Source organism: Pseudomonas sp. RC4D1 (assembly GCF_018390395.1).
In the GTDB taxonomy this organism is placed as follows: Bacteria; Pseudomonadota; Gammaproteobacteria; order Pseudomonadales; family Pseudomonadaceae; genus Aquipseudomonas; species Aquipseudomonas danubii.
The window spans coordinates 877,735-903,962 of record NZ_JAHBAW010000003.1 but is presented as its reverse complement, the minus strand read 5'-3'; the positions used below and the strand labels follow the sequence as shown (position 1 = coordinate 903,962).

General features: G+C 63.3%; 23 protein-coding genes. 11 read left to right on the top strand and 12 right to left on the bottom strand.

From position 1 onward, the window contains the following. Positions 1–48 precede the first annotated feature (48 nt). Together KHO49_RS29020 and KHO49_RS29015 are read right to left on the bottom strand one after the other, a co-directional pair. Positions 49–1,326 (bottom strand): alkane 1-monooxygenase, encoded by a 1,278-nt coding sequence (locus KHO49_RS29020; protein WP_102879419.1) that lies wholly within the window; start codon positions 1,324–1,326, stop codon positions 49–51. Between the two features lie 293 nt (positions 1,327–1,619). Continuing rightward, positions 1,620–2,615: an alpha/beta fold hydrolase gene (locus KHO49_RS29015; RefSeq protein WP_110651629.1), complete on the bottom strand. Its 996-nt coding sequence runs from the start codon at positions 2,613–2,615 to the stop codon at positions 1,620–1,622. 265 nt (positions 2,616–2,880) lie between these two features. Here KHO49_RS29015 and KHO49_RS29010 point away from each other — a divergent pair, with 265 nt between their 5' ends. The 4 genes from KHO49_RS29010 to KHO49_RS28995 all read left to right on the top strand — a co-directional run bounded on the left by KHO49_RS29010 (position 2,881) and on the right by KHO49_RS28995 (position 7,123). Beyond that, on the top strand, positions 2,881–4,449 hold the full coding sequence (locus tag KHO49_RS29010; protein WP_213666328.1) for a flavin-containing monooxygenase: 1,569 nt from the start codon (positions 2,881–2,883) through the stop codon (positions 4,447–4,449). Then, positions 4,436–5,335 carry an SDR family NAD(P)-dependent oxidoreductase gene (locus tag KHO49_RS29005; RefSeq protein WP_213666327.1) on the top strand — a complete coding sequence of 300 codons (900 nt, stop codon included), beginning with the start codon at positions 4,436–4,438 and terminating at the stop codon, positions 5,333–5,335. Before KHO49_RS29010 ends, KHO49_RS29005 begins: the two co-directional genes overlap by 14 nt. 38 nt (positions 5,336–5,373) lie before the next feature. Further along, on the top strand, positions 5,374–6,216 hold the full coding sequence (locus KHO49_RS29000; RefSeq protein ID WP_123390953.1) for a metal-dependent hydrolase: 843 nt from the start codon (positions 5,374–5,376) through the stop codon (positions 6,214–6,216). A 112-nt stretch (positions 6,217–6,328) separates the two neighbouring features. Next, positions 6,329–7,123: a type 1 glutamine amidotransferase domain-containing protein gene (locus KHO49_RS28995; protein ID WP_213666326.1), complete on the top strand. Its 795-nt coding sequence runs from the start codon at positions 6,329–6,331 to the stop codon at positions 7,121–7,123. Between the two features lie 75 nt (positions 7,124–7,198). On the opposite strand, the gene KHO49_RS28990 is transcribed toward KHO49_RS28995, so the two are convergent. Genes KHO49_RS28990 through KHO49_RS28970 form a run of 5 tightly spaced genes read right to left on the bottom strand, consistent with a single transcriptional unit; the run spans position 7,199 to position 11,640 of the window. Next, entirely contained in the window at positions 7,199–7,963 is a 765-nt protein-coding gene (locus KHO49_RS28990) for an ABC transporter permease (RefSeq protein WP_102865111.1), read from the bottom strand. Then, positions 7,963–9,162 carry an ABC transporter substrate-binding protein gene (locus KHO49_RS28985; RefSeq protein WP_213666325.1) on the bottom strand — a complete coding sequence of 400 codons (1,200 nt, stop codon included), beginning with the start codon at positions 9,160–9,162 and terminating at the stop codon, positions 7,963–7,965. The genes KHO49_RS28990 and KHO49_RS28985 overlap by 1 nt, the downstream gene beginning before the upstream one ends. Beyond that, the gene (locus KHO49_RS28980) at positions 9,128–9,967 is read right to left on the bottom strand and encodes an ABC transporter ATP-binding protein (RefSeq protein ID WP_213666324.1); all 840 of its coding nucleotides are present in this window, start codon (positions 9,965–9,967) and stop codon (positions 9,128–9,130) included. Before KHO49_RS28980 ends, KHO49_RS28985 begins: the two co-directional genes overlap by 35 nt. Continuing rightward, positions 9,964–11,031 carry an acyl-CoA dehydrogenase family protein gene (locus tag KHO49_RS28975; protein WP_213666323.1) on the bottom strand — a complete coding sequence of 356 codons (1,068 nt, stop codon included), beginning with the start codon at positions 11,029–11,031 and terminating at the stop codon, positions 9,964–9,966. Before KHO49_RS28975 ends, KHO49_RS28980 begins: the two co-directional genes overlap by 4 nt. 48 nt (positions 11,032–11,079) lie before the next feature. Then, entirely contained in the window at positions 11,080–11,640 is a 561-nt protein-coding gene (locus tag KHO49_RS28970; protein WP_102879428.1) for a carboxymuconolactone decarboxylase family protein, read from the bottom strand. A gap of 104 nt (positions 11,641–11,744) precedes the next feature. Here KHO49_RS28970 and KHO49_RS28965 point away from each other — a divergent pair, with 104 nt between their 5' ends. Further along, positions 11,745–12,656, top strand: coding sequence for an AraC family transcriptional regulator (locus KHO49_RS28965; protein WP_102865116.1), 912 nt, complete (start codon positions 11,745–11,747; stop codon positions 12,654–12,656). Positions 12,657–12,674: 18 nt separating this feature from the next. Here the strand turns inward: KHO49_RS28965 and KHO49_RS28960 are convergent, their stop codons facing one another. From KHO49_RS28960 to KHO49_RS28940, 5 genes are read right to left on the bottom strand one after another with little or no spacing between them, the layout of a single operon-like run. Continuing rightward, on the bottom strand, positions 12,675–13,346 hold the full coding sequence (locus KHO49_RS28960; protein ID WP_213666322.1) for a methionine ABC transporter permease: 672 nt from the start codon (positions 13,344–13,346) through the stop codon (positions 12,675–12,677). Continuing rightward, complete coding sequence (locus KHO49_RS28955) at positions 13,343–14,320, bottom strand: methionine ABC transporter ATP-binding protein (RefSeq protein ID WP_213666321.1); 978 nt, start codon at positions 14,318–14,320, stop codon at positions 13,343–13,345. Before KHO49_RS28955 ends, KHO49_RS28960 begins: the two co-directional genes overlap by 4 nt. Continuing rightward, positions 14,317–15,126, bottom strand: a complete 810-nt coding sequence (locus KHO49_RS28950; protein WP_213666320.1) for a MetQ/NlpA family ABC transporter substrate-binding protein — start codon at positions 15,124–15,126, stop codon at positions 14,317–14,319. The genes KHO49_RS28955 and KHO49_RS28950 overlap by 4 nt, the downstream gene beginning before the upstream one ends. 29 nt (positions 15,127–15,155) lie before the next feature. Further along, positions 15,156–16,193, bottom strand: a complete 1,038-nt coding sequence (locus KHO49_RS28945) for an isopenicillin N synthase family dioxygenase (protein ID WP_213666319.1) — start codon at positions 16,191–16,193, stop codon at positions 15,156–15,158. Between the two features lie 42 nt (positions 16,194–16,235). Further along, positions 16,236–16,451, bottom strand: a complete 216-nt coding sequence (locus tag KHO49_RS28940; protein ID WP_102865121.1) for a TOBE domain-containing protein — start codon at positions 16,449–16,451, stop codon at positions 16,236–16,238. A 224-nt stretch (positions 16,452–16,675) separates the two neighbouring features. Here KHO49_RS28940 and KHO49_RS28935 point away from each other — a divergent pair, with 224 nt between their 5' ends. The 6 genes from KHO49_RS28935 to KHO49_RS28910 all read left to right on the top strand — a co-directional run bounded on the left by KHO49_RS28935 (position 16,676) and on the right by KHO49_RS28910 (position 26,224). Then, positions 16,676–17,497 (top strand): aldo/keto reductase, encoded by an 822-nt coding sequence (locus tag KHO49_RS28935; RefSeq protein WP_102865122.1) that lies wholly within the window; start codon positions 16,676–16,678, stop codon positions 17,495–17,497. 204 nt (positions 17,498–17,701) lie between these two features. Then, entirely contained in the window at positions 17,702–20,536 is a 2,835-nt protein-coding gene (locus KHO49_RS28930; protein WP_213666318.1) for an ATP-binding protein, read from the top strand. Beyond that, the gene (pvrR, locus tag KHO49_RS28925) at positions 20,508–21,713 is read left to right on the top strand and encodes a response regulator cyclic di-GMP phosphodiesterase PvrR (RefSeq protein ID WP_465254603.1); all 1,206 of its coding nucleotides are present in this window, start codon (positions 20,508–20,510) and stop codon (positions 21,711–21,713) included. The genes KHO49_RS28930 and pvrR overlap by 29 nt, the downstream gene beginning before the upstream one ends. A gap of 109 nt (positions 21,714–21,822) precedes the next feature. Further along, a complete protein-coding gene (locus KHO49_RS28920) occupies positions 21,823–25,062 on the top strand; it encodes a hybrid sensor histidine kinase/response regulator (RefSeq protein WP_213666317.1) in 3,240 nt (1,079 codons plus the stop codon). Between the two features lie 74 nt (positions 25,063–25,136). After that, positions 25,137–25,784 carry a response regulator gene (locus KHO49_RS28915; protein WP_102865251.1) on the top strand — a complete coding sequence of 216 codons (648 nt, stop codon included), beginning with the start codon at positions 25,137–25,139 and terminating at the stop codon, positions 25,782–25,784. Positions 25,785–25,810: 26 nt separating this feature from the next. Continuing rightward, positions 25,811–26,224 (top strand): TIGR03067 domain-containing protein, encoded by a 414-nt coding sequence (locus tag KHO49_RS28910; protein WP_170003819.1) that lies wholly within the window; start codon positions 25,811–25,813, stop codon positions 26,222–26,224. Positions 26,225–26,228 lie beyond the last annotated feature (4 nt).

Genomic DNA, 26,228 nt, shown 5'->3' with positions numbered 1-26,228 from the left:
GTTCACGGGCACTTGAAGGGGTGAGCGGTCCAACTAAAGAGCGGTGTCTCAATCGGTGTCGGTGAAACCGTATTGCTTGAGCAGTTCGGCACGCTTGGCCGGATGCAGGTTGGCCAACCGCACATCCCCCGAGTAATGGGCCAGGACCCGGTGGTCCATCAGTCGCCGCCAGAGCGCCGGCACATAGGCCCAGACGATCATGGTGGCGTAGCCATAGGGCAGTTGCGGGGACTCGTCGAAGTGGCGCAAGGCCTGGTACGAACGGGTCGGGTTGGCATGGTGGTCAGAGTGACGCTGCAGCTGGAACAGGAAGATGTTGGTGACAATGCGGTTGCTATTCCAGGAATGACGTGGCGAGCAGCGCTCATACCGGCCGTTGGGCTGTTTCTGCCGCAGCAGACCGTAGTGCTCGACGTAGTTCACCACTTCCAGCAGGGAGAAACCGTAGATGCCCTGGATCACCAGGAAGGGAATCACCGCCGCGCCGAGCCAGGCGATCAGCACGCCCCAGAGCACCACGCTGTACAGCCAGGCACTGAGCACGCCGTTCTTCCAGTGCAGGGTCGGCAGCCCGAGCTTGTGCAGGCGCTCGCTTTCCAGGTGCCAGGCCGAGCGCAGGCTGAACCACACAGTACGCGGCAGGAAGCTCCAGAAGGATTCGCCAAGACGAGAGCTGGCGGGATCTTCAGGGGTTGCCACGCGCACGTGGTGACCACGGTTGTGTTCGACGAAGAAGTGCCCGTAGAAAGTCGAGGCCAGGGCCAGCTTGGCCAGGAACTTGGACATCCCGCGGTTCTTGTGCCCCAGCTCATGGGCGATGTTGATGGCGATGCCGGTGGCGGCACCCGTGGACATGGCCATGCCCAGGTAAGTGAACCAGCCGACGCTGCCATGCAGTTGCGCACGTTCGGTCAGGAAGGCCGCGAAGCTCGCCAGGCTGCCCTGCAGGTGCAGCTGTTCACTAAGCTGCAACAAGCCACCGGCCATGATCCAGTCGACCCCCTTGATGGCCATCCAGGCGGTGACTACCAGGGACACCACCGAGAGCACGGCGCAGCTGTAGACGATGAAACGGTAGTAGGGTTGTTTTTCCAGATCGGGAACCGCGGATTCCGGCGGGTTGCTGGCGTCCTCTCCGAGCAGGCCGTCAATCAGGGGAATCAGGCCGAAGATCACCACCACCCCGCTCCACCAGAACACCTGGACACCGGTGGTCAGTGCAAACAGGCCTGCAAGCAAGGGGGTGATCATCGGCAAGGTGCCCAGCCACCAGAGGTGACGCTTGCCATCGGTCCAGACGCCGGGTGCCGCCACGGAGACAGTCATGGCAGCCTCCGCAGGATGGCCGTCGGCAGGGATGCCATAGAGGACAGCGCGACGGCGCTGTAGGGAGCGTGAACAGATGAAAAAACAAAAGCGTGAAATGGCGTTATTTTCATTATTTTAATCGCTCAATTGCACTTTCAAAAAAAACATTCAAAACATTTTTTTAAAAAAATAGCTCGGGTTCGTTAGCTCGTCAACTATTTTCTCGGCCTGTTTTGAATGTCGCCCGTGAAGCCTTTACAGCTGCTGCCAGAGTCGTTGCGCGACGATCGCAATCGCCACCTACAACGCCCCTAGCCTGCTCGGGATGCCGCGAACGGCGGGCGCAGCACGGTGGCGCTGCGCTGTGGTGCGGCTTGTGCAGCAATGTGCTCGACCATGGCCACCACTCGCTCGACGGCGCTGATGGGCAGCATGTGCCCCCGACCTGGAACGATCTCAAGTTGCAACCCAGGCACCTTGCCCACCATGGCCTCGCCATGCCGGCGGTAATTGAGTATCGAGTCCGCCGAACCATAGATCAGCCCCACCGGCAGCTTCAGGCTGGGGTAGCGCTTGACCATGCCCGGCAAGGCGCGATTGACCACCGCGATCTCGCTGGAGGCGTTATAGAAGTTGTCCGAACGCATCCCCAACAAGCCGCCGCCACGCTCGGCAAAGTCCTCGGGCACCGGGTCCGGGGCGAATATCGCCTTCACCAGACCGCGACGACCGAGCATCGCCATGGGCGCCGCCAGGGTCAGGGACATCCAGCGACGCAGGAAGGCCGGACGTACTCCCAGGGACAGGAACACCCAGGGCAGCATGCGTTGCGGATGGGTCAAGGGCGCCACCAGGATCAGCCCGGACACCGATTGCGGATGATCCAGCGCCAAAGACAGGGCCACGGCGCCGCCCAGGGAATGCCCGAGTACCAGCGGCTGCCCCAGGTCCAGGGTGCGAATGAACTTGGCCACCAGGCTGGCCTGGGCCGGCAGGTCCGCCGCCGCACCGCGGGCCCGAGTGGAATAGCCTGAGCCGGGGCGGTCGAGGGTGATCACCCGGAACCGTTCGCGCAGTTGCGGCGCCAGGGAATGGGTCAGGTTGCGACCGCAGCCGGACAGGCCATGGATCATCAGCAGTGCCGGGCCGCGGCCCTCGTCGGTGTAGTGCAGGCGTTCACCGCCGACTTCGAGAAAGCGTCCGTTGATCGGCACCTGACGTTCGATCCTGCGGTTGATACGCAAGCTCACCACCCAAAGCACCGCGCTGACCGCCAGAAATACCGCCGCCGCTACCAGCCACTGCATAACCCGTCCCCCCAGCTTCCCTGCGCCGCGCTGCAGGACCAGGATGATCCGCCGCAGTGGCTGTCGCCTTGGCCCGGTACTGCCTGTGGCGTCTCATCCCAGGTCCGGATGAGCCCTGCAAGATCCACAAGCGAATGGCGTAGGTGACTTTTTCAGGTGATTTATTTAAATTAATTTTTAAAACATTATTTTAAATTGTGCAATCCTGAGGTTTCACTCACCGACGAAAGTCACCCCAAGCGTCACCACAATCGAGGTACACACCATGAATGCGTACTCGCCACCCAACGACCCCGAGGTCGTTGACATCGCCATCATCGGCGCCGGTTTCGCCGGGCTGTGCATGGCGATCAAGCTCAAGCAAGCCGGGCTGCAAGACTTCCTGGTCGCCGAACAAGCCGCGTCCCTGGGGGGCACCTGGCGCGACAATCACTACCCCGGCTGCGCCTGCGACGTGCAATCCCACGTTTACTCCTTTTCCTTCGCACCCAACCCGAACTGGACCCGGCAGTTCGCGCCCCAGGCGGAAATCCGCGAGTACCTGGAGAACTGCGCCAGGGACTTCGCCCTGGCGCCCTTTCTGCACTTCAACATGGGCCTGGAGCAGGCGGTCTTCGATGAGGTTTCAGAGCGCTGGCAACTGAGGTTCAGCAATGGCCGCAAGGTCAGCGCGCGGGTGCTGGTGTCCGGCATGGGCGGCCTTTCGCGTCCGGCGATCCCGCAGATTCCCGGCCTGGACACCTTCACCGGCAAGCGCTTTCACTCCCAGCAGTGGGACCATCGCTACTCCCTGCAAGGCAAGCGCGTGGCGGTCATAGGCACGGGCGCCAGTGCCATTCAGTTCGTCCCGAAAATCGCTCCCCGGGTGGCGCAGCTCAAGCTGTTCCAGCGCACCCCGCCGTGGATCATGCCCAAGCCCGACCGCCAGCTCAGCGCGGCGGAACGCTGGGCCTTCAAGCACCTGCCCTTCACCCAGCGGCTGGTGCGCTCGGCGCTGTACTGGGCCCTGGAAAGCCGGGTGATCGCCTTCTCCCGTCGGCCGAAACTGATGAAAGTGGTGCAGCGCGTGGCCCTGCGGCACCTGCGCAAGCAAGTCGCCGATCCCCTCCTGCGCCAACGCCTGACGCCCGACTACACCATCGGCTGCAAGCGCATCCTGATTTCCAACGATTACTACCCGGCCCTGTCCCGGGGCAATGTGGGGGTCATCAGCGATGCCATCCAGCGCATCGACAGCGATGCCGTGATCACCGCCGACGGCACCCGCCACCCGGTGGACTGCATCATCTTCGGCACCGGCTTCCAGGCCACCGACCCGATTCCCCAGGGCCTGCTCTTCGGCCGTCGGGGCCAGGACCTGATGGACGCCTGGTCCAGGGGCGCCCATGCCTACCTCGGCACCTGCCTGCCGGGCTTTCCCAACTTGTTCATGATCGTCGGCCCCAACACCGGTCTTGGGCACAACTCGATGATCCTGATGATCGAGGCTCAGGTGGACTACATCCTCAAGGCCCTGGAGCGGATGCGCCTGGACGGCATCGCCAGCCTGGAGGTCAAGCCCCAGGTCGAGAGCCAGTACAACCAGCGTCTGCAACAGCGCCTGGCCGGGGCCATCTGGTCCACCGGCGGTTGCCGCAGCTGGTACCTGGACCCCCGCAGCGGCCAGAACACCACCCTCTGGCCCGGCTCTACCTGGAGCTTCAGGAAGACCGTGCAGCACTTCCAGCTCCAGGACTACCTGACCACTCACCTGCTTCACCCCGGGACTGCCGCCACGCCGGCCGCAGCGCGCCCGTTGAACTTGCAAGAGGCCGCCATCGATGAAAAATTTTAACGGTAAAGTCGCGGCCATCACCGGCGCCGCCTCCGGCATGGGTCGTGCCCTGGCCATTGCCCTGGCCCGCGAGGGTTGCCACCTGGCCCTGGCCGACAAGAACCCCCAGGGACTGGCCCAGACCGTGACCCAGGCCCGGGCCGCGACCTTGCTGCCATTGCGCATCAGCAGCCAGGAACTGGACGTCGGCGACCGCCAAGCGATGTTCGCCTGGGCCGCCGCCAGCGCCGCCGAACACGGGCAGATCAACCTGATCTTCAACAATGCCGGCGTGGCCCTGTCCAGCACCGTGGAAGGTTCGAGCCTGGCGGACCTGGAGTGGATCGTCGACGTCAATTTCTGGGGCGTGGTCCACGGCACCCAGGCCTTCCTGCCCTACCTCAAGCAATCCGGCGACGGCCATATCATCAACACCTCCAGCGTCTTCGGCCTGTTCTCCCAACCGGGCATGAGCGGCTACAACGCCACCAAGTTCGCCGTACGCGGCTTTACCGAATCCCTGCGCCAGGAGCTGGACCTGCAAGGCAACGGCGTCTCTGCCACTTGCGTGCACCCGGGCGGCATCCGTACCGACATCGCCCGCAGCAGCCGCATCAGCGACAACGTCAAGGGCTTCCTGATCGACAATGAACAGCAGGCCCGGGATGACTTCGAAAAGCTCTTCATCACCGGCGCCGAAACCGCCGCCAAGCTGATCCTGCTCGGGGTGCGCAAAAACAAGCGCCGGGTGCTGATCGGCCGCGACGCGCACTTCCTCGATCTGCTGGTGCGCCTGCTGCCCGGCGCCTATCAGGCCCTGGTGGTGTGGATCAGCCGGCGCATGGCGCCCAAGCCGGGCCAGGAACGGCCGGCAGTCTACGAGGCCCAGGACGAGCGCGGCCTGTAGCGCCGCGTACCCATTTCATGTCTAGAGGAGCGCCAGCCATGCTGCCCATCCGCCGCGACATCCAGGTCGAACTGCCTGCCGAACGTGCCTGCGACTGGCACGAACAAGGCAGCCACGTGAGCCACTTCTTCAATGCCCTGTCCCTGCTGTTTCCTGCCGGCGAACTGTTCTTCATGGACAGCGTGCGCCATTACCGCGAGCAGATTCACGACCCCGAGCTCAAGCGCGAGATCCAGGGCTTCATCGGCCAGGAAGCCATGCACAGCCGCGAGCACGTGCGCTACAACGACTTGCTACAGGACGCCGGGCTGCCGGCCCATTTGCTGGATCGACGGCTGCGGATGATCCTCGACTTCCAGAAAAAGCACTTCCCCGCGGCCTTCAACCTGGCCATCACCGTGGCCCTGGAACACTACACGGCGATCCTTGCCGACCTGCTGCTGCGCGACCCCAGCCGTTTCGGCGATTCGGTGGAAGGCTATCGGCAGATGTGGCTGTGGCACGCCCTGGAGGAAACCGAACACAAATCGGTGTCCTACGACGTCTTTAACACCGTGCTCAAGCCCGGGCCCAAGCGCTACCTGATCCGCACCGGGACCATGCTCTTCACCACCCTGACCTTCTGGCTGGTGGTGTTCGACTTCCATGTGCGCATGCTCATCGCCGACCGCCGTCGCGGTGGTCACTGGCGCGGCCTGTGGCAGGTGATCAAGTACCTCTACGGTCCCAAGGGCGTGTTCCCGCGCATCGCCCTGCCCTGGCTGCAATTCTTCAAGCCGGGCTTCCATCCCTGGGACCACGACAACCGCGAGCAGCTGCAACGCATCGACGGCCTGGTGCAAGAGATCGAACGCACCCGCGCCGCCGTGGCGGCCAAGTGAGCGGCCAAGTGGGCAGCCATGACACGCTGCGCCAGCGGCGTGCCATGAGCGCCTGCACGCACGCCAGGGGCTGCTAACCTGCAGCGCACCCTTTGTGCTGCGAGCGCGCGCCATGATCCTGATCCTGCTGCCCCACGCCGACTACGACCCCACCGAAAGCAGCCTGCCCTGGCAGGCCGCCAGGGACGCTGGCTTTGACGCGCAATTCGCCACGCCCCTGGGGTTCCCGGCCTACGCCGACTCGCGCCTGGTGAGCTTGGGCTTCGGTCCGCTCAATCCGCTGTTGATGACCCCCGCCGCTGACCTTGAGCACTACCACAGCATGACGCGCGACCCGGCGTTTCTCAGCCCCCTGAACTATGCCGACGTCGATCCGCAAGCCTTCGAGGGCCTGCTGATTCCGGGCGGGCATGCCCGGGGCATGCGCAGCCTGCTGGAGTCCGCGGATGTGAGGCGAATCATCCTGGCGTTCTTCAAGGCCGACAAACCCGTGGCCGCGGTGTGTCACGGCCCACTCGCGCTGGCCCGCTGCATCGACCCCGACAGCGGGCGCTCGGTGCTCTACGGGCGCAAGGTCACCGCCCTGCTCGCAGGAGCCATGGAACTGGCGGCCTGGATCGTCACCGCGCCGTGGCTGGGGCGCTATTACCGCACCTACGACCACAGCGTCGAGCAAGAGATCAAGCAGGTACTGGCCAGCCCGGCGGATTTTCTTTCCGGGCCCTGGCTGCCGCGCCGGGATTCAGCACAGCACCCCGAGCGCGGCTTTGTGGTCCGCGACCGCAATCTACTGACTGCGCGCTGGCCGGGGGACTGTCACCGCTTCGCCAATGAATGGGTCGCTCTGCTGCAACAGGCCCGTCAGGCCCAGGTTCCGCCGGAGCAGAGCAGCGCTGACCCGGCTTGAAGGCGTGGCGGCACGCACGACTGTCTCCATGACCTGTTCGCCGACAAGCCGGCGCCTGCGGGAGAGGGAGCCGGATCAGGCATGGGACCAGCGTCGGTGCAGGCCACGGGCAAGGGCGTCGAGGGCAAACCCGAGCACGCCGATCAGCAGCACCATGGCCATCAGTTCCGAGTAGGCCAGGCGGTCCCGGGTGTCGAGGATGAAGTAGCCCAGGCCGGCGCTGACACCGAGCATTTCGCAGGGCACCAGGACGATCCAGAGAATGCCGATGGACAGTCGCACCCCGGTCAGGACATGCCCCACCACCCCGGGCAAGATCACCTTGCGCAAGGTTTCCCAGCGGGTGGCGCTGAGGCTGCGGCTCAGTTGCAGCCAGCGCGGGTCCAGTTGACGCACGCCGGCCGCGGTGTTGAGCAGGATCGGCCACAGGGCGGCAAACGCCAGGAGGAAGTAGATCGGTTGGTCCCCTACCCCCATCAGCATCACCACCACGGGCATCCAGGACAGCGGCGAGATCATCCGCAAGAACTGGAACGCCGGGGTGGTCGCCGCCTCCAGGTGCCGGTAGCTGCCCACCAGCAGACCCAGGGGCACGCCGATCAGCAAGGCCAGGAGCAGCCCTACCAAGATGCGCTTGAGGCTCACCAGCACATGCTCATACAGCTCGCCGCGCCCCAGCAGTTCCACCAGGCTGGCGAAGGTCGCCTCGGGGGAGAAACGCGCCGCCAGGCCGTTGCCGCCTCCCAGCAGGTGCACCCCCAGCCACCAGCCCAGCAGCAGGCTCAGCAGCCCCGCCAGGCCCAGGACCCAATGGCTCAGGGAGGAAGGTTGCTTGCCCATCAAAGACCAAACTCCTCGCTGCGTTCGAAGCTGTCTGCCAGACCGAACGCCTTGAGCCCGCCCACTGCGGCGATGGCGTTGCGCACAAAGCGATCGTCCACCAGGTCCTGGGCGGTCTGCGCCGGGTCGAGGTTGGCGAGAAAGCCCTTGTCGCCCTCGATCAGGGTGTCCTTGAGGCGCTTGACCAATTCCTCGGTGTAACTGGGAAACGGATACGGCTGGAAGTCGATGCGCGACTCGTCCCAGTGGCTGTGCTGGATCGCGCCGCTGGCCAGATAAGCCTCACGGTCGCTGGCCGCTGGCGCCAGCACTCGATTGAGCACCTGAGGCGCATGGGGCGTGTAGCGATTGCTGCCGTCCTTGGACAGCAACTGCGCAGCCTCGGCGCGGTGGTCCCGGGTCCAGAGCTGGGCCTTGACGATGGCGTTGACCACTTTCTGCGACCACTCGGGGCGGATGTTCAGGTCGTGCTCATGCATGAACACCACGCAGCAGGCGTGATTGCGCCAGACATCCCCGGTAAAGCGCTGTACCCGCCCCACCTTGAGCTCTTCGGCCAGGGCGTTGAAGGGCTCGGCGACGATGTAGCCGGCAATGCGCTGGCTGGCCAGGGCCGGCGGCATGTCCGATGGCGGCAGCACCAGCAGGTTGACCTCGTTGGCGCCCAGGGCGCTGCCGGCGGCCTTGCTCACCGGCACCAGGCCGTTGTCGCGAAACAGTTGCTGCACCACCACGTTGTGGATCGAGTACCAGAACGGAATCGCCACCGACTTTCCCGCCAATTGCTTGATCTCGGTAATGCCTGGGGCCACGGTCAGGCCGGAGCCGCCGACATGGTTCCAGGCCACCACCTTGGCCGGCACCCGGCTGCCGTAGCGGGCCCAGACGGTCATCGGCGACAGCAGGTGAATGACATTGACCTGCCCGGAAATGAACGCCTCGATCACCTGCGCCCAGCTGCGCAGCAGCACCGGGCGTTCGGCCTTGATGCCCTCGGCCTCGAACAGGCCGTTGTTGTGGGCCACCAGCAAGGGCGTGGCGTCGGTGATCGGCAGGTAGCCAATGCGTACTGGCGCATCCGGCTCCTGGGCGGCGCGGGCGTGCAGGCTGTTGAGCAGCGGCAAGGCGCCGCCGGCGGTCAGCAGCGCGCTGAGTTTGAGGAAGTCACGACGCGTGTGGGTGAAGTCGTCCAGGCACATGGTCAATCTCCGACGGTGCAGGCAATGGGGAATTAAGGGGGTTGCGGCTCGCCCGCCGAAGGGTTTTGAGAATCTCGATACGCAAGGCGCCCAGTTCCTCGATCCGTTCGGCACGGGGCGCCGGCAGGTCGATGTGCCACTGGCCGAGGGTGTGCGCCGGGCTGTTACCCAGTAGCAGCACCCGATCGGACAACAGCAGGGCTTCGTCGATGTCGTGGGTGATCAGCAGCGCGGCCGTGCGGTGCTGGCCGATCACCTTGAGCAGCAGTTGCTGCATGTCGGCCCGGGTCACCTCGTCCAGGGCGCCGAAGGGTTCGTCCAACAGCAAGACTTGCGGCTGCCGGGCCAGGCAGCGGGCCAGGGCGGTGCGCTGGGCCATGCCGCCGGAGAGCTGGGCCGGGTACTGCCGACGGGCATGGTCCAGGCCAACGGCGGCGATGGCGTGGTCGATACGGGCCTGACGCTGCGCCTGGCTCAGGTGCGGCTGGCGGGCAAAATCCAGGCCGAAGGCGACGTTGTGCTCCAGGGTCAGCCAGGGCAACAGGCTGGGGTCCTGGAAGGCCACCGCGACCCGAGGATGAGGACCGCTGAGCACCTCGCCCAACAGGCTGACCTGCCCCTTGTGGGGCTGCTGCAGGCCGGCCAGGACCCGCAACAGGCTGGACTTGCCGACCCCGCTGGGGCCGAGGATGGACACCACTTCGCCGGCTTGCAGTTGCAGCTCGAAGTCTTCCAGCACCGCGTGCCAGCCCTCGGCCCCGGGATAGCCCAGACTGATGTTCTGCGCATTCAACAACGCGCTCATGCTGCGTTACGCGCCTGGCGCTGCAGTTCGGCACGCAATTGCACCAGGCTTGGCGTGACGATGGGCACAAAGGCCGACTCGCGCCAGCGCCGGGCAAAGCCGCTGCCGAATTCATTGAGGTAGGCCTTGCCACCGCTGGCCTGCAACTCCAGTTGCACGGCGTTGGCAGTGGCCTCGGCCAAGGCGATGCGCACCCGGAACAGCGCAGCGGGCTGGGTCAGGAAACGCCCGTCGAGCAGACCCTCCTTGAGCTCGGCAACGGTCTGTTCCAGGTGCTGGCGCTGCTCGTGCAACGGCTCCATGAGAATCGAGCGGGCGCCCTGGACATGGCTTTCCACTTCCCTGAGGGCCCGGCGCGCCAGGCCGATGGCCAGGGCACATTGCAGACCGAGAAAGGCCGGGCGCACGGCCGGCAGGAAGACTCGGGCGTCCTCGTGCAGCAGCCAGTCTCGCGGAACCTGCACCTGACTCAAGTCCAGGGCCGCGGTGTTGCTCGATTGCAGGCCCATCAGTTGCAGATCGTCGGAGCGCTGCAGCCCGGGCAAGGCATCGGGGATCGCCAGGATAAAGGGCGCATCGCCCTCCTCGTGCTCGATGGCCGCCGCCACCACAAAACCGCTCTTGCGCAGGTTGGTGACCCAGTGCAGGCGGCCGTTGAGGCTCCAGCCCTGGCCCTGGTCCCGGGCCTTGACTTGCAGCGCCTCGATCCCGGACAGGAATTTCATGGCGTTGGACAGCCCGGTGGCCCCGGCCAGCTCGCCACTGAGCAACGAGGGCAGCAAGCGCTCGCGCAGCGCCTGGTTGGGACTGTGCAGCAGGTATTCGATAAAGGCCCGCTGGCCCCAGAACACGAAGGCGGCCGCCAGGGAGTGACTGGCCACCGCGGCCATGACTTCCAGGGCATCGGTCAGCTCGCCGCCGCTGCCCCCCAGTTCCTGGTCGATGCCGACCCGCAGCACATCGGCCCCGGCGAGGCGAGCGAGTACCTGCTGGGGATCGCAGTGACCCTGGTCCAGCGCCTGGGCCTGGGCATCCAGCCATTCACTCAAGTGCGCACTGAGCATGTGGTTTTCTCCTTGAAGGGGGCGCCGTTGGATAACCGGCGCCTTGAATCATTGACCTTGGGCCGACCAGCGATACTGGGCCAGCTCGGGGTTCAGTTCGGTCCCGGCGAACACGTTGGCAAAATTGCACAGGGTCGCCAGGCTGATGCCCAGGATCACTTCCAGGGCGTTGCCTTCGCTGTACCCTGCGGCCTTGAACTGGGCGTAGCCCTGGTCGCTGACCTTGCCCCGGGTGGCGATCACTTCCCGAGCGAAGGCCGCTAGGGCTTCCAGACGGGCCTCGGGCAAGCTGCTCTGCTCACGCAGGGCGCTGATCACCGGGTCCGGGAGTTTGGCCTTGTTCAGGGCCACCGCGGTATGACCTGCGACACAGAAATCGCAGCCATGGGTGGTAGCGGCGATCAACTGCACCACTTCCCGCTCCGCCAGGCTCAGATCAGCCTTGGCGTTGAGGCCCGAGACCGTGACGTAGGTCTCCAGGGCGGCCGGGGCGTTGGCCAGGATGCCCAGCAGGTTGGGAATGTAGCCGGAATTTTTCAGGGCATTTTCAAGAAATGGCCGGGCGGCTTCTGGGGCGCTGTGCAAGGTGTGTAGAGTGACGCGGGACATGGAGTGGACTCCTGGTATGTAGGTGTGCGTCAAGTCTGTTGGTTATAAGAATTCCGATCCATATTCTAAAGTAGCGATTACTTGCTCCTGAGTGTTTCCCTTAGATGATTTCATCAAGCCCCTTGGTTGATTGGTTATTAGAAGGCCTGGAACTGGATGCCAGCCTGTTTCATGTCGGGCGTTACTGCGGTGGCTGGCACGCCAGCACCCAGGGGCTGGCCCGGGCCAGTTTCCACCTGATCGTCCAGGGCCATTGCTGGCTGCACATCGATGGCGTGCCCGAGGCGCTGCGCCTGGACGCCGGGGATGCGGTGTTTCTGCTACAGGACCTGGGCTATCGACTGTCCAGCGCCCAGCAGTCCGCAGTGGCGCAACAACTGCCGCGCATGGCCATGACGGCCCTGGATTCCAGCGCCCAGGATGGCGTGGGCCTGGTCTGCGGCTTCTTCCACTTCAAGTCGGGATTGTCTTCGCTGATTATCGACGGCTTGCCGGGCTGGCTGATCCTGCGGGCCGGCGATCCGTCCCTCAGCGCCGCCCGCGCACTGTTCCAACTGATTCTCGACGAGTGCCAGCGCACCCCGGCACCGTCCTCGGCCTTGCTGGAGCGTCTCAGCCACCTGCTGTTCCTCTATGTGCTGCGCCAACAGGTCAGCGACAACCAGGACCTCGGCGGCCTGGTGGCCCTGGCTCGGCACCCGGGATTTGCCCCGCTGCTGGAACAGTTGATCCAGCAACCCGGCCAGCCCTGGCCCCTGGAAAGCATGGCGGCCCTGACCGGGCTGTCGCGTTCGGCGTTCTTCAAGCGTTTCAATGAACTGGCCGGGCAGTCCCCGGGGCAGGTGCTGCTGGCCCTGCGCATGCGCCACGCCTGCCAATTGCTCAAGGCCAACCAGACCGTGGAGCAGGCAGCGGCGAGCGTGGGTTATCAATCCATCGCCGCCTTCACCCGGGCCTTCACCAAGGCCGTGGGCCTGCAGCCCGGGGCCTATCGCAAGCAGCATGAAGGGCGCTGAGTGGCACCCGCACAGGGTTTAACGGCGGTGCGCCAGGGAGCGCACCAGCCTGTCGCCGCCGCTCTGTACTCCCTGCACCAGCAACACCAGGACCAGCACCGTGGCCACCATGATCTGGTTGTTGAAACGTTGATAGCCGTAGCGGATCGCCAGGTCGCCCAGGCCGCCGCCCCCGATGACGCCGGCCATGGAGGAAAAGCCGATCAGCATCACCAGGGTCAGGGTCAGCCCCGCCAGCAGTGCCGGCAAGGCCTCCGGCAGCAGCGCCTTGAAGATCACATGGCCGATATGCCCGCCCATGGCCAGGATCGCTTCGATCCGGCCCTTGTCCACCTCATCCAGGGCGTTCTCGACGATCCGTGCAAAAAATGGAAAGGCGCCGATGGTGATGGGCACCACCGCTGCGGTGCTGCCCAGGGTGGTGCCGACCACCAGCCGGGTCAGGGGAATCAAGGCGATCAGCAGCACCACAAAGGGCAAGGAACGTCCCAGGTTGACCAGGGTGCCCAGCAGGCGATTGATCCGCAGCATGGGGCGCAGGCCGCCCTTGCGGCTGACGAACAGCAGCACGCCCAGAGGCAAGCCGATCAGCACCGTGAACAGCGAGGCCAGGAGCACCATGTACAGGGTCTCGCCGGTGGCGTTTATCAGCAGTTGCGCCAGTTCCTGCCAATCAATACTGCGGTTCACAGGCGTTCACTCCGGATGCCGCGCTGGGCCAGGGCCGTCAGCAGTTGCTGGAATTTTCCGACGTCGGCACCGGCGGCAGCGATGCGCAGGCGCCCTACCCGCCGGCCGCCCACCGACTCGACCCCGCCAGCCAGCACCTTGAGCTCCAACGCCTGCTGGCGACTCAGTTGCGCAAGCAGCGGCGCGGCACGCTGGTTGTCAAAAAATGTCAGCTCGGCCTCGGGCTGGCTGCCGTTGAACGGCAGGTTGTAGCCCGGCAGCAAGGCGCGACCCAGGGCCGATTGCGGGTCTGCAAGCAGTTGGGCAATCGCACCGCACTCCAGCAACCGGCCCTGGGCCAGGGAAGCGGCATGGCTGCAGATGGATTTGACCACCTCCAGCTCGTGGGTGATCAGCACGATGGTCAGCCCCAGCTCGCGGTTGATTTGCGCCAGCAGTTGCAGGATCGAGGCGGTGGTTTCCGGGTCCAGGGCGCTGGTGGCTTCATCCGAGAGCAGATAACGGGGGCCGGCGGCCAGGGCTCGGGCAATGCCTACCCGTTGCTTCTGGCCACCGGACAGTTGGGAAGGAAAGGCCTGGGCCTTGTCGCTCAGCCCTACCAGATCCAACAGTTCCAGGACCCGGGCTTGTCGCTGCGGCTTGCCCAGGCCGGCGATTTCCAGAGGCACGGCGACGTTGTCCTGCACCGTGCGTGAATGCAGCAGGTTGAAGCCCTGGAAGATCATGCCGATGCCCTGGCGCTGCCTGCGCAGCTGGCCTTCGGACAGCGCGCCGAGGTCCTGGCCATCGATCAGGATGCGCCCGCTGCTGGGGCGCTCCAGCAGGTTCAGGCAGCGCAACAGGGTCGACTTGCCGGCACCGCTGCGGCCGAGAATGCCGTAGACCGCGCCGTCGGGAACCGTCAGTGACACCCGATCCAGGGCCGGCGGCTGGCCTTCGCCATAGACCTTGCTGACCTGCTCCACCTGGATCATGGCTGGCGGTCCGCGGCCGGGATCACCGAACCCTTGTAGGACTCGGTGATGTACTTGACCACTTCAGGAGAACGCAGGTCCTTGGCCAGCTGCCGGATGCGTGGGTCGTCCTGCAGTTGGGGGGTGGTCACCAGGATATTGGCGTAGGGATTGTGTTCGGCCTGTTCCAGCCCCAGGGCATCCTTGGCTGGCACCAGGCCCGCTTCCAGGGCGTAGTTGCCGTTGATCACCGCCAGGTCGACATCCTCCAGGGCCCGGGGAATCTGCGGTGATTCGATTTCCAGAATCTTCAACTGCCTGGGGTTGTCGGCGATGTCCTTGGGGGTGGCCTGGTCACGGGCCGGATCGCTGAAGCCGGGCTTGAGGCGGATCAGCTGGTAACTCTGCAACAGGTACAGGGCACGGCTCAGGTTGGTGACATTGTTGGGCACCGCCACTGTGCCGCCCTGTGGTACCTGATCGAAGCTCTTGTGCCGCTGGGAGTAGATGCCCAGGGGTTCGATGTGCACGCTGGCGGCCACCGCGAACGGCTGGCCCAGGGCCTGCTCCTGGGACTTGAGATAAGGCAGGTGCTGGAAGTAGTTGGCGTCCACATCGCCGTGGGCCAGCAACTCATTGGAGTTCACGCCGTTGGGAATCTCGATGATCTGCAACGCCAGTTGCGGGTCGAGCTTCTGCACATACGCGAGGATCTGCGCGTGGGGCACCGGGTCTGCCGCGACCCGCAACGGCTGCGCGGCAACCGCCGGCAGAAAGTGACCCAGGCCGGCCAGCAGCGCCAGGGCAAACAGGTTCTTGTTCAACATGGTTATGTCCTTGGGTCGGCGAATCGGGGTCAGGCACTCAGGGCCTTGGGGACCAGGGCATCGGGGTAGAAGCGCTGGGCGACATCGGGGTGGGAGCGCAGGCGGCCCTTGAGGTAGTTCCAGCCCACTTCACGAAACAATGGGTTGTCCGGATCGCTGGCCGGGCCCCGGGCTTCCTGCAACAGGGCTGCGGGCAAGGGGTACAGCGGCACTCGAGCGTCCAGTTGGGCGCCGAGGAAAAAGGCAATCGACAAGCGATCGCGGTCCGCCGGTGGCGAGAGCACCCGGTGCACCGTGGCTCGCAGGTAGCCGTGGGTGGCCAGTTCCAGCAGCTCGCCGATGTTCACCACCAGGGTGTTGTCCCTGGGGAGTGCATCGATCCAGCGGCCCTCTTGCACTTCCACCTGCAGACCGGCCTGCTGGTCCTGCAGCAAAAAGCTGAGGAATCCGGAATCCTTGTGGGCGCCTACGCCCTGGTTGCTTTGTCCCGGGGCGCGGCCGGGATAGCGGATCAGCTTGATATGTTCATTGGGCCGCTCGCCGTACAAGGGGTCGAAAGCATGCTCCGGCAATGACAGGGCCTGGGCAAAACCTCGCAGCAGGCGCAGCGACATGCCGGTCATTGCCTGCTGCCACTCCAACAACAGGGGCTTGAAGTGCGGCAACTGTGCCGGCCACTGATTGGGACCTTGCAGGCGGGCCCAGGGTGGACTTTGCGGGTCCAGCGGCAAGGCTTGGCGCTCGGCACCCAGGTCGAACTGCTCCCGCAGGTCCGGCTGGCCTCGGGTAATCTCCGAGGCCGCACGGTTGTAGCCGCGAAAATGCGGCGAGTGGATCATGCCCACCGCCGCCTTATCGGCGTCGGGCAAGGCAAAGAAGGCCCGGGCCTGATCCTGCACCCGACGCAGCAGGCCACTGTCGATGCCGTGCCCGGTGAGGTAGAAGAACCCGACGTCCCGCGCCGCCTGGCGCAGGCTCCGGAGAAAGGCCTGGCGCTGCTCCGGGCGCCCCTCCAACTGGCTCAGGTCGAGCACGGGTAACGCGGTGATATCCAGCGAGTGCGGCATGTTTCACTCCCCTGTGAATTGACGACGTCCGAGGTGCGTGTCTCAGAGCTTGGCGATGGACACTTCAGTGGACTTCACGAAGGCGATCACTTCACTGCCGATCTTCAGTTCCAGGTCGCGCACCGAGCGGGTGGTGATCACCGAGGTGACAATGCCCGAAGCGGTCTGCACGTCGATTTCCGAAACCACCTGGCCTTCGTGGATCTCCTTGATCACGCCTTTGAACTGGTTGCGTACGTTGATCGCTTGAATGGTCATGCTGAAAATTCCTCTGCTGGCACCGGACTCTGGAATTGAGCGGCTGGTGACAAACATGCACCTTTAGCCAAAGCCTTCAAAGGAATAAATAATTAGAATTTTATGCATTTTAGGAATATATGATTTCCACCCTCGCCCTGGGCTTGGCGGGCCTTGACCGCCGCCCATGGCTTTGTTTCCCTGTGCCCTCCCCATCCGACTCGCTACAGATCCCAGGAGGCAGCATGCGCACGCTCGAGCTCGCGGATACCCAGGTTCCGGTCATTGGCCAGGGCACTTGGCGCATGGGGGAGGATCGCCGGCAGCGGGATCAGGAAATCGCCGCGCTGCGCAGCGGAATCGAGCTGGGCATGACCCTGATCGACACCGCGGAGATGTACGGCGAAGGCGGCGCCGAGGAGGTGGTCGGCCAGGCCATTGCCGGGCGCCGCGATCAGGTGTTCCTGGTGAGCAAGGTGTATCCCCACAATGCCAGTCGCAAGGGCCTGCCTTTGGCCTGCGAACGCAGCCTGCAACGCCTGGGTACCGAGGTCATCGACCTGTACCTGCTGCACTGGCGCGGACAGTATCCGCTGGCGGAAACCGTCGAAGCCTTCGAACGGCTGCGCGAAGCCGGAAAAATTCGCCGTTGGGGGGTCTCCAACTTCGACGTGGCTGACCTGGAGGAACTGGATGCACCGGCCTGCGCCACCAATCAAGTGCTGTACAACCTGGAGTCGCGGGGTATCGAGTTCGACCTGTTGCCCGCCTGCCAGCAGCGACGGATGCCGCTTATGGCCTATTGCCCGATCGGCCAGGGCGGCGCCTTGCTGGCCGAACCGGTATTGCAGCAGATTGCCCGGAACCACGGGGTTACCTCAGCCCAGGTAGCCCTGGCCTGGTTGCTGCGCCAGGACCAGGTGCTGGTGATTCCCAAGGCAGTGCGCCCGGCGCACCTACGGCTCAACGCCCAGGCCGGTGAACTGCAACTGGAACCCCAGGACCTGCAAGCCCTGGATCAAGTGTTTACTCCGCCCCGGCGTAAACAGCACCTGGAGATGGTCTGAAACCGCTGTAACGGAATAAGAAACTCTCGATTTCAGGAAAAGTTACAAAAGACTAGTTGCAAGAAAATGGCTGATAGGAAAGTTGCTGTTTCAGACAAACAACTAAGTTCCAGATAAACATAAACACCACAAAGCTACTTTGTACCCAGCTATTTAAGAATTGTCTGATCCCTGGTTGGCATGCCCCACAATTACAGTTGGCGGATGAGATTAAAAAGCTACCTGCATCAGATCAATCCCCTTTTTTCCAGTCCTGAAGCAGCCCGTCGGCTGCTTCGTGTCGTGGCGCTGATTTTTTTGATCGGCCTGCTGGGTGCCGTTTACAACTTCTTGCGTTCAAGTATCAGCAACGAGTTGTCACAACGGCGCAGCTACATGAGCAGCGCCATTGCCGAAGCCCAGACTTTCTTCACCAGCCGTGAAGCCCTGCTGGAAAGCCTGAGCCTGTCCGCCGTACACAAATCCCGGCAGAACGAGGCCTACGAGCCCAGTGCCGACCCGGCGGAGGAAATCCACTTGCATCTGGGTGGGCCGGAGGGAAACCAATGGGGGATCTGGCTTACCAAACGCATGCGCGACTATCTCAAAAGCAAACAGTTGAACCTGCTGTATGTCCCCGGCGGCGAACAATCCCAAGTGCAACGGCTGTTCAGTACCCAGCCTGAATCGGCGTATCTGCCCGGACCGCTGCTGGCCAAATTGGCCACGCTGAAGTTCTCCGAAGTCCCGCCGGGTGAAGAGTTGTGGTTGATGGATCACTCCTCGGGCACTGCCCAGTTGTACATTTTCACCCGCCTTGACGAGCGCTACGCCAACTCTGGCTGGCTGGGTCTGGAGATGGACGGCAAGAGTGTCTCCGCGGCCCTCAGTGACCAGAGCGCCGGGGATTTCATGATGTTCAATTCCCACGGCGGGCTGATTTTCAGCAGCACCCCCAGCGCACAACTGAGCGAGGACGTGCAGCAGGTCAAGGGCGGCAGCTTCTTCGGCTTTCTCGGCGGCCGCTGGTGGCCCGACCATCTGGTGATCCGCAAGCAACTGGGGTCATCGGACTGGCAACTGGTGTACTCCTTCGACTTGCACAATCTGCTCAAGAGTCTTTGGCCGCAATTGTTTGTAGCCTTGCTCATCAGCCTGTTCGGCATGGCACTGATCGGTTTCTTGACCCACTGGGTCGAGGTGCGCCTGATCGCTCCAGCGCTGGACCGGATCCAAGCCTTGATCGAAAGCGAAGCTTTCAGTCGCGACGTGATCCAGATCGCTCCGGTAGCCCTGTGCGTGCTGCGCCGCAGCGATGGCCAGGTGGTGCTGGAGAACACCCTGTCTCAGCAATGGCTGGGCAATGGCACCGAGCGCGATCAACTCTGTGCCGGCTGGATCGAACAGGCCTTCGATCCCAACCGCCCCAATAGTTCGGATTACTTTGAAACCGCCGATGGCCGCCATCTCTATCTCAGCTCGGCACCGACCCGCTACAACGGCGAGGACGTGCTGTTCTGTGCCTTCAGCGATATCAGTGCACGCAAGCAGATCGAAGCGGCCCTGGAAGAAGCCAAACGCCTGGCCGATACCGCCAACGAAGCCAAGACGCTGTTCCTGGCCACCATGAGCCACGAAATCCGCACACCGCTGTACGGCGTGCTCGGCACCCTTGAGCTGCTCTCCCGAACCCACCTGGACAACCAGCAAAAGGATTACCTGCGGGCCATCGAAGGCTCCTCCGGCACTCTGCTGCAACTGATTTGCGACGTGCTGGATGTGTCCAAGATCGAGGCCGGGCAGTTGGCCCTGGAACTCAGTGAATTCTCCTCCCTGGATCTGGTGCACGAGATCATCCAGGGCTATGCCGCTGCCGCCCACGCCAAGGGACTGCAGTTCTATGCTTGCGTGGACCCGCAGTTGCCGGAAATTCTTCTTGGTGATGTCACACGGATCCGCCAGATCCTCAGCAACCTGCTGAACAACGCGGTCAAGTTCACCGACTCAGGACGTATCGTCCTGCGAGTCCGGGTGGACAGTCGTGACGGCGAACGCAGCAACATCCTCTGGCAGGTATCTGACACTGGCCGCGGCATCGCCCAGGACGACCAGGCGCTGATCTTCGAACCCTTCTACCAGACCGAAGGCAACACCAATGTCATCGCCGGCACGGGCCTGGGCCTGCCGATCTGCCAGCGCCTGACGCAGTTGATGAACGGCAACATCCGCATGGTCAGCGAACTCGGGCTGGGCAGCAGCTTTACCCTCACCCTGCCCCTGGAAGCCTGCCCCATGGTGTCCCACACCCCGCTGATCAGCCCGCTTTTGCCGGAGATGATCTATGTGGTGTCCCCGGTCCGCGAACTGGCGGAATCCGTGGCCGGGTGGTTACGGCGCTGGGGCGCCCGGGCCCAGTTCAGCCTGCCCACGCAGTCGGATCGCAGCCGCGGCAACGTGCTGATCGAGCTGCACCCGGGGATCGTCGAACATCGCCTGGAGCCCGATTGGCAGGGCCCTCTGGTGCTCGCCAGTGGTGACGGCCACAACGAACCGCGGATCCGTGGCGGCAGCTGGCAGGTGAACACCAACAACCTGCGGGCGATCCACCAGGCGGTGAGCCAGGCACAGGGCGTCTGGGTGGCCCAGAGCGAGGAACATACCGACAGCCGCGAACTGAAAAAACTCAGCCTGCATGTGCTGGTGGCCGAAGACAACGTGATCAACCAGTTGATCCTCAAGGACCAGTTGGAGGAGCTGGGCTGCAGCGTGGAACTGGCCTCGAACGGAGAAGATGCCTTGTCCATCTGGAGAAACGGGCACTTCGACGTGGTGTTGACTGATGTGAACATGCCGAAGCTCAACGGCTATGAACTGGCCAAGGAGCTTCGACGTCAAGGCTGTTCGATCCCGATCATCGGGGCGACGGCCAATGCAATGCGCGGAGAAGAAGAGCTCTGTCTTGCAGCCGGGATGAACCACTGCCTGGTCAAGCCCTTTGCACTAAGAGCGTTGTTCAACTATCTGGCGCCCTATGAAAGAGCCCCTCATGAAGTCCTGTAGCATTTTGATCGTCGAAGATCAGCCGTTTCAGTACATGTACCTGCAACACTTGTTCAACGAGCTGGGGCCTTACCAGCTGGAGGTCGCGAGCAACGGTTCCGAGGCTCTCGAGCGTCTCAAGCAACGGCATTTCGATCTGGTACTGACAGATCTGCTGATGCCTGGCATGGACGGTGTGCAGTTCATCCAGGGCCTGGCCAAGCACCGCGTACGCCCGGCCCTGGCAATCATGAGTGCCTCCTCCAGGCGCATGTTGATGGGCGCCAGCCTGGTGGCTCGAAACCTGGGCCTGCGGGTCATAGGCTTGATTTCCAAACCCGTGAGCCTGGCGGCACTGCGCAGCCTCACTGCGCAGCTACCGGAGCTGATCAGCAGCGAGCCGCCGCCAGCGATCTGGGTCGAGTGCAGCACTGAGACCCTGCAACACGCCCTGCGCAATTCGCAGATTCAAGCCTGGTTCCAGCCCAAGAAAGCCCTGAACAACGGCCGCATCGTCGCCGCCGAGGCGCTGGTGCGCTGGATGCACCCGCAACACGGCATGCTGTTGCCCTGCGACTTTCTACCGGAACTCACCGAGGCGGGACTCGAAGAGGAGCTGTTGTGGCTGATCCTCGAACAGGCTCTGGAAGCTCAGGTGCGCTGGCGGGAAGACGGCTATGACATTCCGGTGTCGATCAATCTGCCAACCCACCTGCTCAACAGCGCCGACCTGGCCGATCGACTGCATGACTTCGTGATCCAGCGCCAGGGCATACCCGGCAAGATCTGCTTCGAGCTGATGGAGTGCTCCACTCCGGAACACATCAGCAACTTCTACGCCGGTGCCTGCCGCCTGCGCATCAAGGGTTTCGGCCTGTCCCAGGACGATTTCGGCAAGGGCTACAGCTCCTACATGAATCTGGTGTCGACGCCCTTTACCGAGCTGAAGATCGATCGGGCCCTGGTCCAGGGCTGCCACAACAACGAGGAAATCGCCCAGGCCCTGACCAGCATCATTGCGCTGGGCCGCCAACTGGGCCTGACAGTGGTCGCCGAGGGCGTGGAGAGCGCACAGGAACTGGCCCTGCTGCGCAAAATCGACTGCACCCAGGTGCAGGGCTTCCTGATTTCCCACGCGGTGTCCTCGCAACAGTTTCAACAACTACTGGCCCAAGACGGACCAGCGACCCTGTACTAGCCGATGAGCCCTTTGCTCACCCACGCAACCTTCACTCATCGCTGACGGCCTTGCTTCAGAGAGAGGAATCTCGGAATCGAGGCCCTTATATGCATTTGGGAATTCAGTGATGAAATACCGCGACACCTTCCTGGAGAGTCTCAGTCGAAGCTCGATCCGGTTGAACAAGGGTCTGTTGATTCTCGCGGGCCTGGCGCTGCTGCTGTTCACCCTTCTCTACTGGGCCGCCCAACGCCTGATCAATGAACAGGACAGCACGGTAAAGCTGCATTTCACCGGACTGATGGAAAACATCCAGGAACAAGAGCTGTTCCTCCGGCGCCTGGCCAGCCACCCGTCCATACAGGCATTGCTGGCCGACGAACCCACTGCGCAGTATCTGCAGCAGCCCCTGCCCAGCGAGGGAGAAACCGCTTACGAAGGGCAACAAGCGCCCTATTCGACGCCTTTCAGCCTGAACTTCAATCACCAGCAACTGGCCGCCAGCGAGCTGCCCAAGGTGTTCGCCCTGGGCATGCACCTGTCGACGTTCTACGGTGCCTTCTGGTCCACCTCGCACTATCAAGCACCACGCACCTTACTCTTCAACACCTTCGGCAACTTCGACATCAGCGTACCCGCAGCGCGGCACTCCCGCGGCACTCCCTGGAACAGCGACATGCCCTACAGCGGCGTGGTGGATAGGGTCCTGCGGCACCTGGCAGTGAAGAACAACGACCTTCCGAACAATCAGGTCTACTGGGAAACATACAATGTTCCGGCCTCGGCGCAGGTTTCCCCCAAGCTGCTGGCCTACATCAGCCTGCATGCAGGGCCGCAACAGTTGCGCACCCAGGGCACGCACGAGTCGATGGTGGTCGCCTCGCTGCTGAACCTGGACGATGTCAATAACATCGAGCGCCTCATGAACTGGTCGATCTATGACGACTTCACCCTGATCGAACCTTCCGGCAGCATCCTCACCGGCTCCCACGTCCGTGCCGACGCCCTGCACGAGGGCCTCAACTTCGGCTGGCAAGGGATGGTCTTCAAGGTGACGAGCCACACCCCGGCGCTCTGGACCGGGATCTACAGCATCAGCTACAAGAGCTACTTCGGCTACGCCCTGTGGACCCTGGCAGGCCTGCTGACCCTGGCCCTGGGCGCCTTCTTCAGCGGCTGGGCCGCCAGTCGCTGGTATCGCAACAAGGTAGTGACGCCGGCGCAACTGGCGCACCAGAGCATTGCCGAGAGTGAAGCCTTCAGCCGGGTGGTACTCGACACCGCGCCCACGGGCCTGTGTGTGGTGCGTCGGGAAGACTTCAAAGTGCTGCTGGAAAATCGTCAGGCCGAACAATGGCAAGGCACGACAAAACTGCTGGCCCTGCTGCAGCAGGACCAGCGTTTGATGGACAACGACGAGACCAGTCTCGATGTCGACGGACGCCATTTGCAGGTTGGCCTGGTCTCGACCCGCTACCAGGGCCAGGAGGTGCTGCTCTGCACCTTCAACGACGTCACCCAGCATGTCGAGGACGCCCAGGTACTGGAACAGGCCAGACGTTCGGCGGACGCGGCCAACGAAGCCAAGACCCTGTTCCTCGCCACCATGAGCCACGAGATCCGTACCCCGCTCTATGGCATGCTCGGCACCCTTGAACTGCTGGGCCTGACCCAACTGGATCCGCGCCAGAGCGATTACCTGCAAACCATCCAGCGCTCCTCCAGCACCTTGTTCCAACTGATCAGCGACGTTCTCGACGTCTCCAAGATCGAATCCGGGCAGATGAGCATCGACCCGGAGGCGTTCTGCCCCCTGGACTTGGTAGAAGATGCCTTGCACGCCTACGCCGCCTTTGCCGAACGCCGCGGGCTGCTGTTCTACGCCTGCATCGACCCGAGCCTGCCGGACCTGATGCTGGGGGACGCCAACCGTATCCAGCAGATTCTCAGCAACCTGCTGAGCAATGCGATCAAGTTCACCGATTGCGGCCGGGTGGTACTGCGCGTCCGGGTGCTGGAGCAGGACGTGCGCCAGGCCAGCATCGAATGGCAAGTCACCGATACCGGGATTGGCATCTCGCCCTTGCAGCAACCCCAGTTGTTCGACCCCTTCTATCAGGTCCGCGACGCTTCCAGCGAAGCCGGGGCCGGGCTGGGTCTGACGATCTGCCAGCGCCTGAGCGACATGATGGGTGGGCAGATGCAGGTCATCAGCGAGCCAGGGCTGGGCAGCAGCTTTTCCCTGCGCCTGACCCTGCAACGCCTGCCGGGGACCTTGTCGGGAGCCGAGCCACTGCCCGAAGGACCACCTGTGTATGTCCGCGCACCGGTGCCGGAACTGATGAAAAGCACGTGCGACTGGCTCAACCGCCTGGGGGTCCAGGCCTATCCGCTGCCCACCAGCTGGGATGACAACCCCCAGAGCAGCGTCCTGATCGACATGCTGCCCCGGGACGCCCAGCCCACCTGGCCCGGCCCCTGCGTCAGTGCCAGTTCCAGCGGTCGTTGGCACAGCAGCAGCTTGCAGCCGGCGCACTGGGAGGTCGACGCCCACGACATTCGTGCCATCGCCCAGGCCGCAGCGCTGGCCCGCCAGGGACAGCCGCTGCATCTGGCACAGCGCGAACCCGACACCTTGCAATGCCTGAACCTGAACATCCTGGTGGCGGAAGACAACCCCATCAACCAGGCCATCATCAAGGAGCAGCTGGAGGCCCTGGGTTGCCAGGTAACCCTGGCGGCCAATGGTGAGCAAGCCCTGGAACAGTGGCTGCCGCAACGGTTCGACATCGCCTTGACCGACGTCAACATGCCGGTCATGAACGGCTACGACCTGGCCAGAGAGTTGCGTCTGAGGGAGCCGGAACTGCCGATCATCGGCGTCACTGCCAATGCCTTGCGCGAGGAAGGCCGCCGTTGCCTGGCTACCGGAATGAACAGCTGGATCGTCAAGCCCATGAGCCTGCAGACCCTGCGGGGGCAATTGTCGAAACTCTGCCAGGTGCCCGGCAAAAGCGCCCCGCTCGCCGCCAGACCTGGGTTGCAAAGCGAAAACCGGCCCGTGTCACCCCACCCCGTCAGAGACCGTATTCAGGTCTCGGAGCGGATGCGACCGCTGTTTCTCAGCACCATGCACGATGACCTGCAACGGCTGGCCAAAGCCCTGGAAACCGGCTCCGGCAAGGCGGCGGCCGAGCGTCTGCACAGTATTGCCGGGGCCATGGGGGCGGTGCAGGCCGGGGCGCTGGCCAGGGCCTGCGCCGAACTGGAGTGCCAATTACTGGAAAACACCCTGAGCCCGACACTGGTAGCTCAAGTCAGGCAACTGATGCAGCACTTGTCGGAACTCCTGTTGCCCCTTGAATAATGGGTGGCAGGGTTTAATGTACCGTCAGTCTCATGTTTCTTTACTCATTTGCGTATTACACGGGTGTGTTTGCCATGGAAAAACTGAAAGTAGTCATTGCTGACGATCACCCTATTGTCTTGCTGGGCGTACGCGAGTTGATGGAGCGCGACGAACGTTTCGAAATCGTCGGTGAAGCGGTGTGTTCCAAAGGCCTGATCCAGCAATTGGAAGCCAAACAGGTGGACATCGTGATCACCGACTACAACATGCCTGGAGACTCACCCTACGGTGATGGCCTGAAGCTGGTGGAATACCTCAAGCGTAACTTTCCGCACCTGCAGATCCTGATCCTCACCATGATTTCCAACCAACTGATCCTCACCCGCCTGCACGAGTTGGGCGTGGTTGGGGTCATCCAGAAAAGCCAGCTGCACGAAGAGATCCAGACCGCCCTCAAGGCCATCGCGCAAAAAGGCGTCTACCGCAGTCTGGAGCCGGCTTCCAACTCGGTGATGGAATCCAATGTGGCGATCGATGAGCGCATCTCCACCCTGTCGCCCAAGGAGTTCGAAATCCTCCGCCTGTTCGTGTCCGGCAAAAGCGTCAGCGACATCGCCCGCAGCCAGAACCGCAGCTCCAAGACCATCAGTGCCCAGAAGATCTCCGCCATGCGCAAGCTGGAGGTACAGAGCGACCAGGACCTGCTGACCTACTGCATAGGCCGCAATATCTTCAACTGAACGCCCCCACAAGGAATTGATCGACAATGGATACTGCATCATCAACCAGGAGCAACGACTCGCTGGAACTTCAACGCCTGCAGGGAGCCTGGGAGCAAATCTCAATGGAGGACAGCGGCGTGCTGAACCCGCCGGACGAGCACAGTGCGCCCGGAGCCCTGACCCTGATCGAAGGTGATCAGTTTCGCGTGCTGACGGTGGCGGGAGACGTGCTGCTGGCCGGAAGCTTCACCCTCGACAGCAGCACCACCCCCAAGTCGATCACCTGGATCGACTCCATCGGCGCGGATGCGGGCAAGCCCTTGCCCGCCAGCTATGAGCTGACTGAGGACGACTTCGTGTTCATCGCCGCCGATGAAGGCCAACCCCGGCCAACCCGCTTCAGCACCGGGCCAGGCCAGACCCTGCGGCGCTTCGTCCGGGTCCGCCAGGGCCAGTGACCCT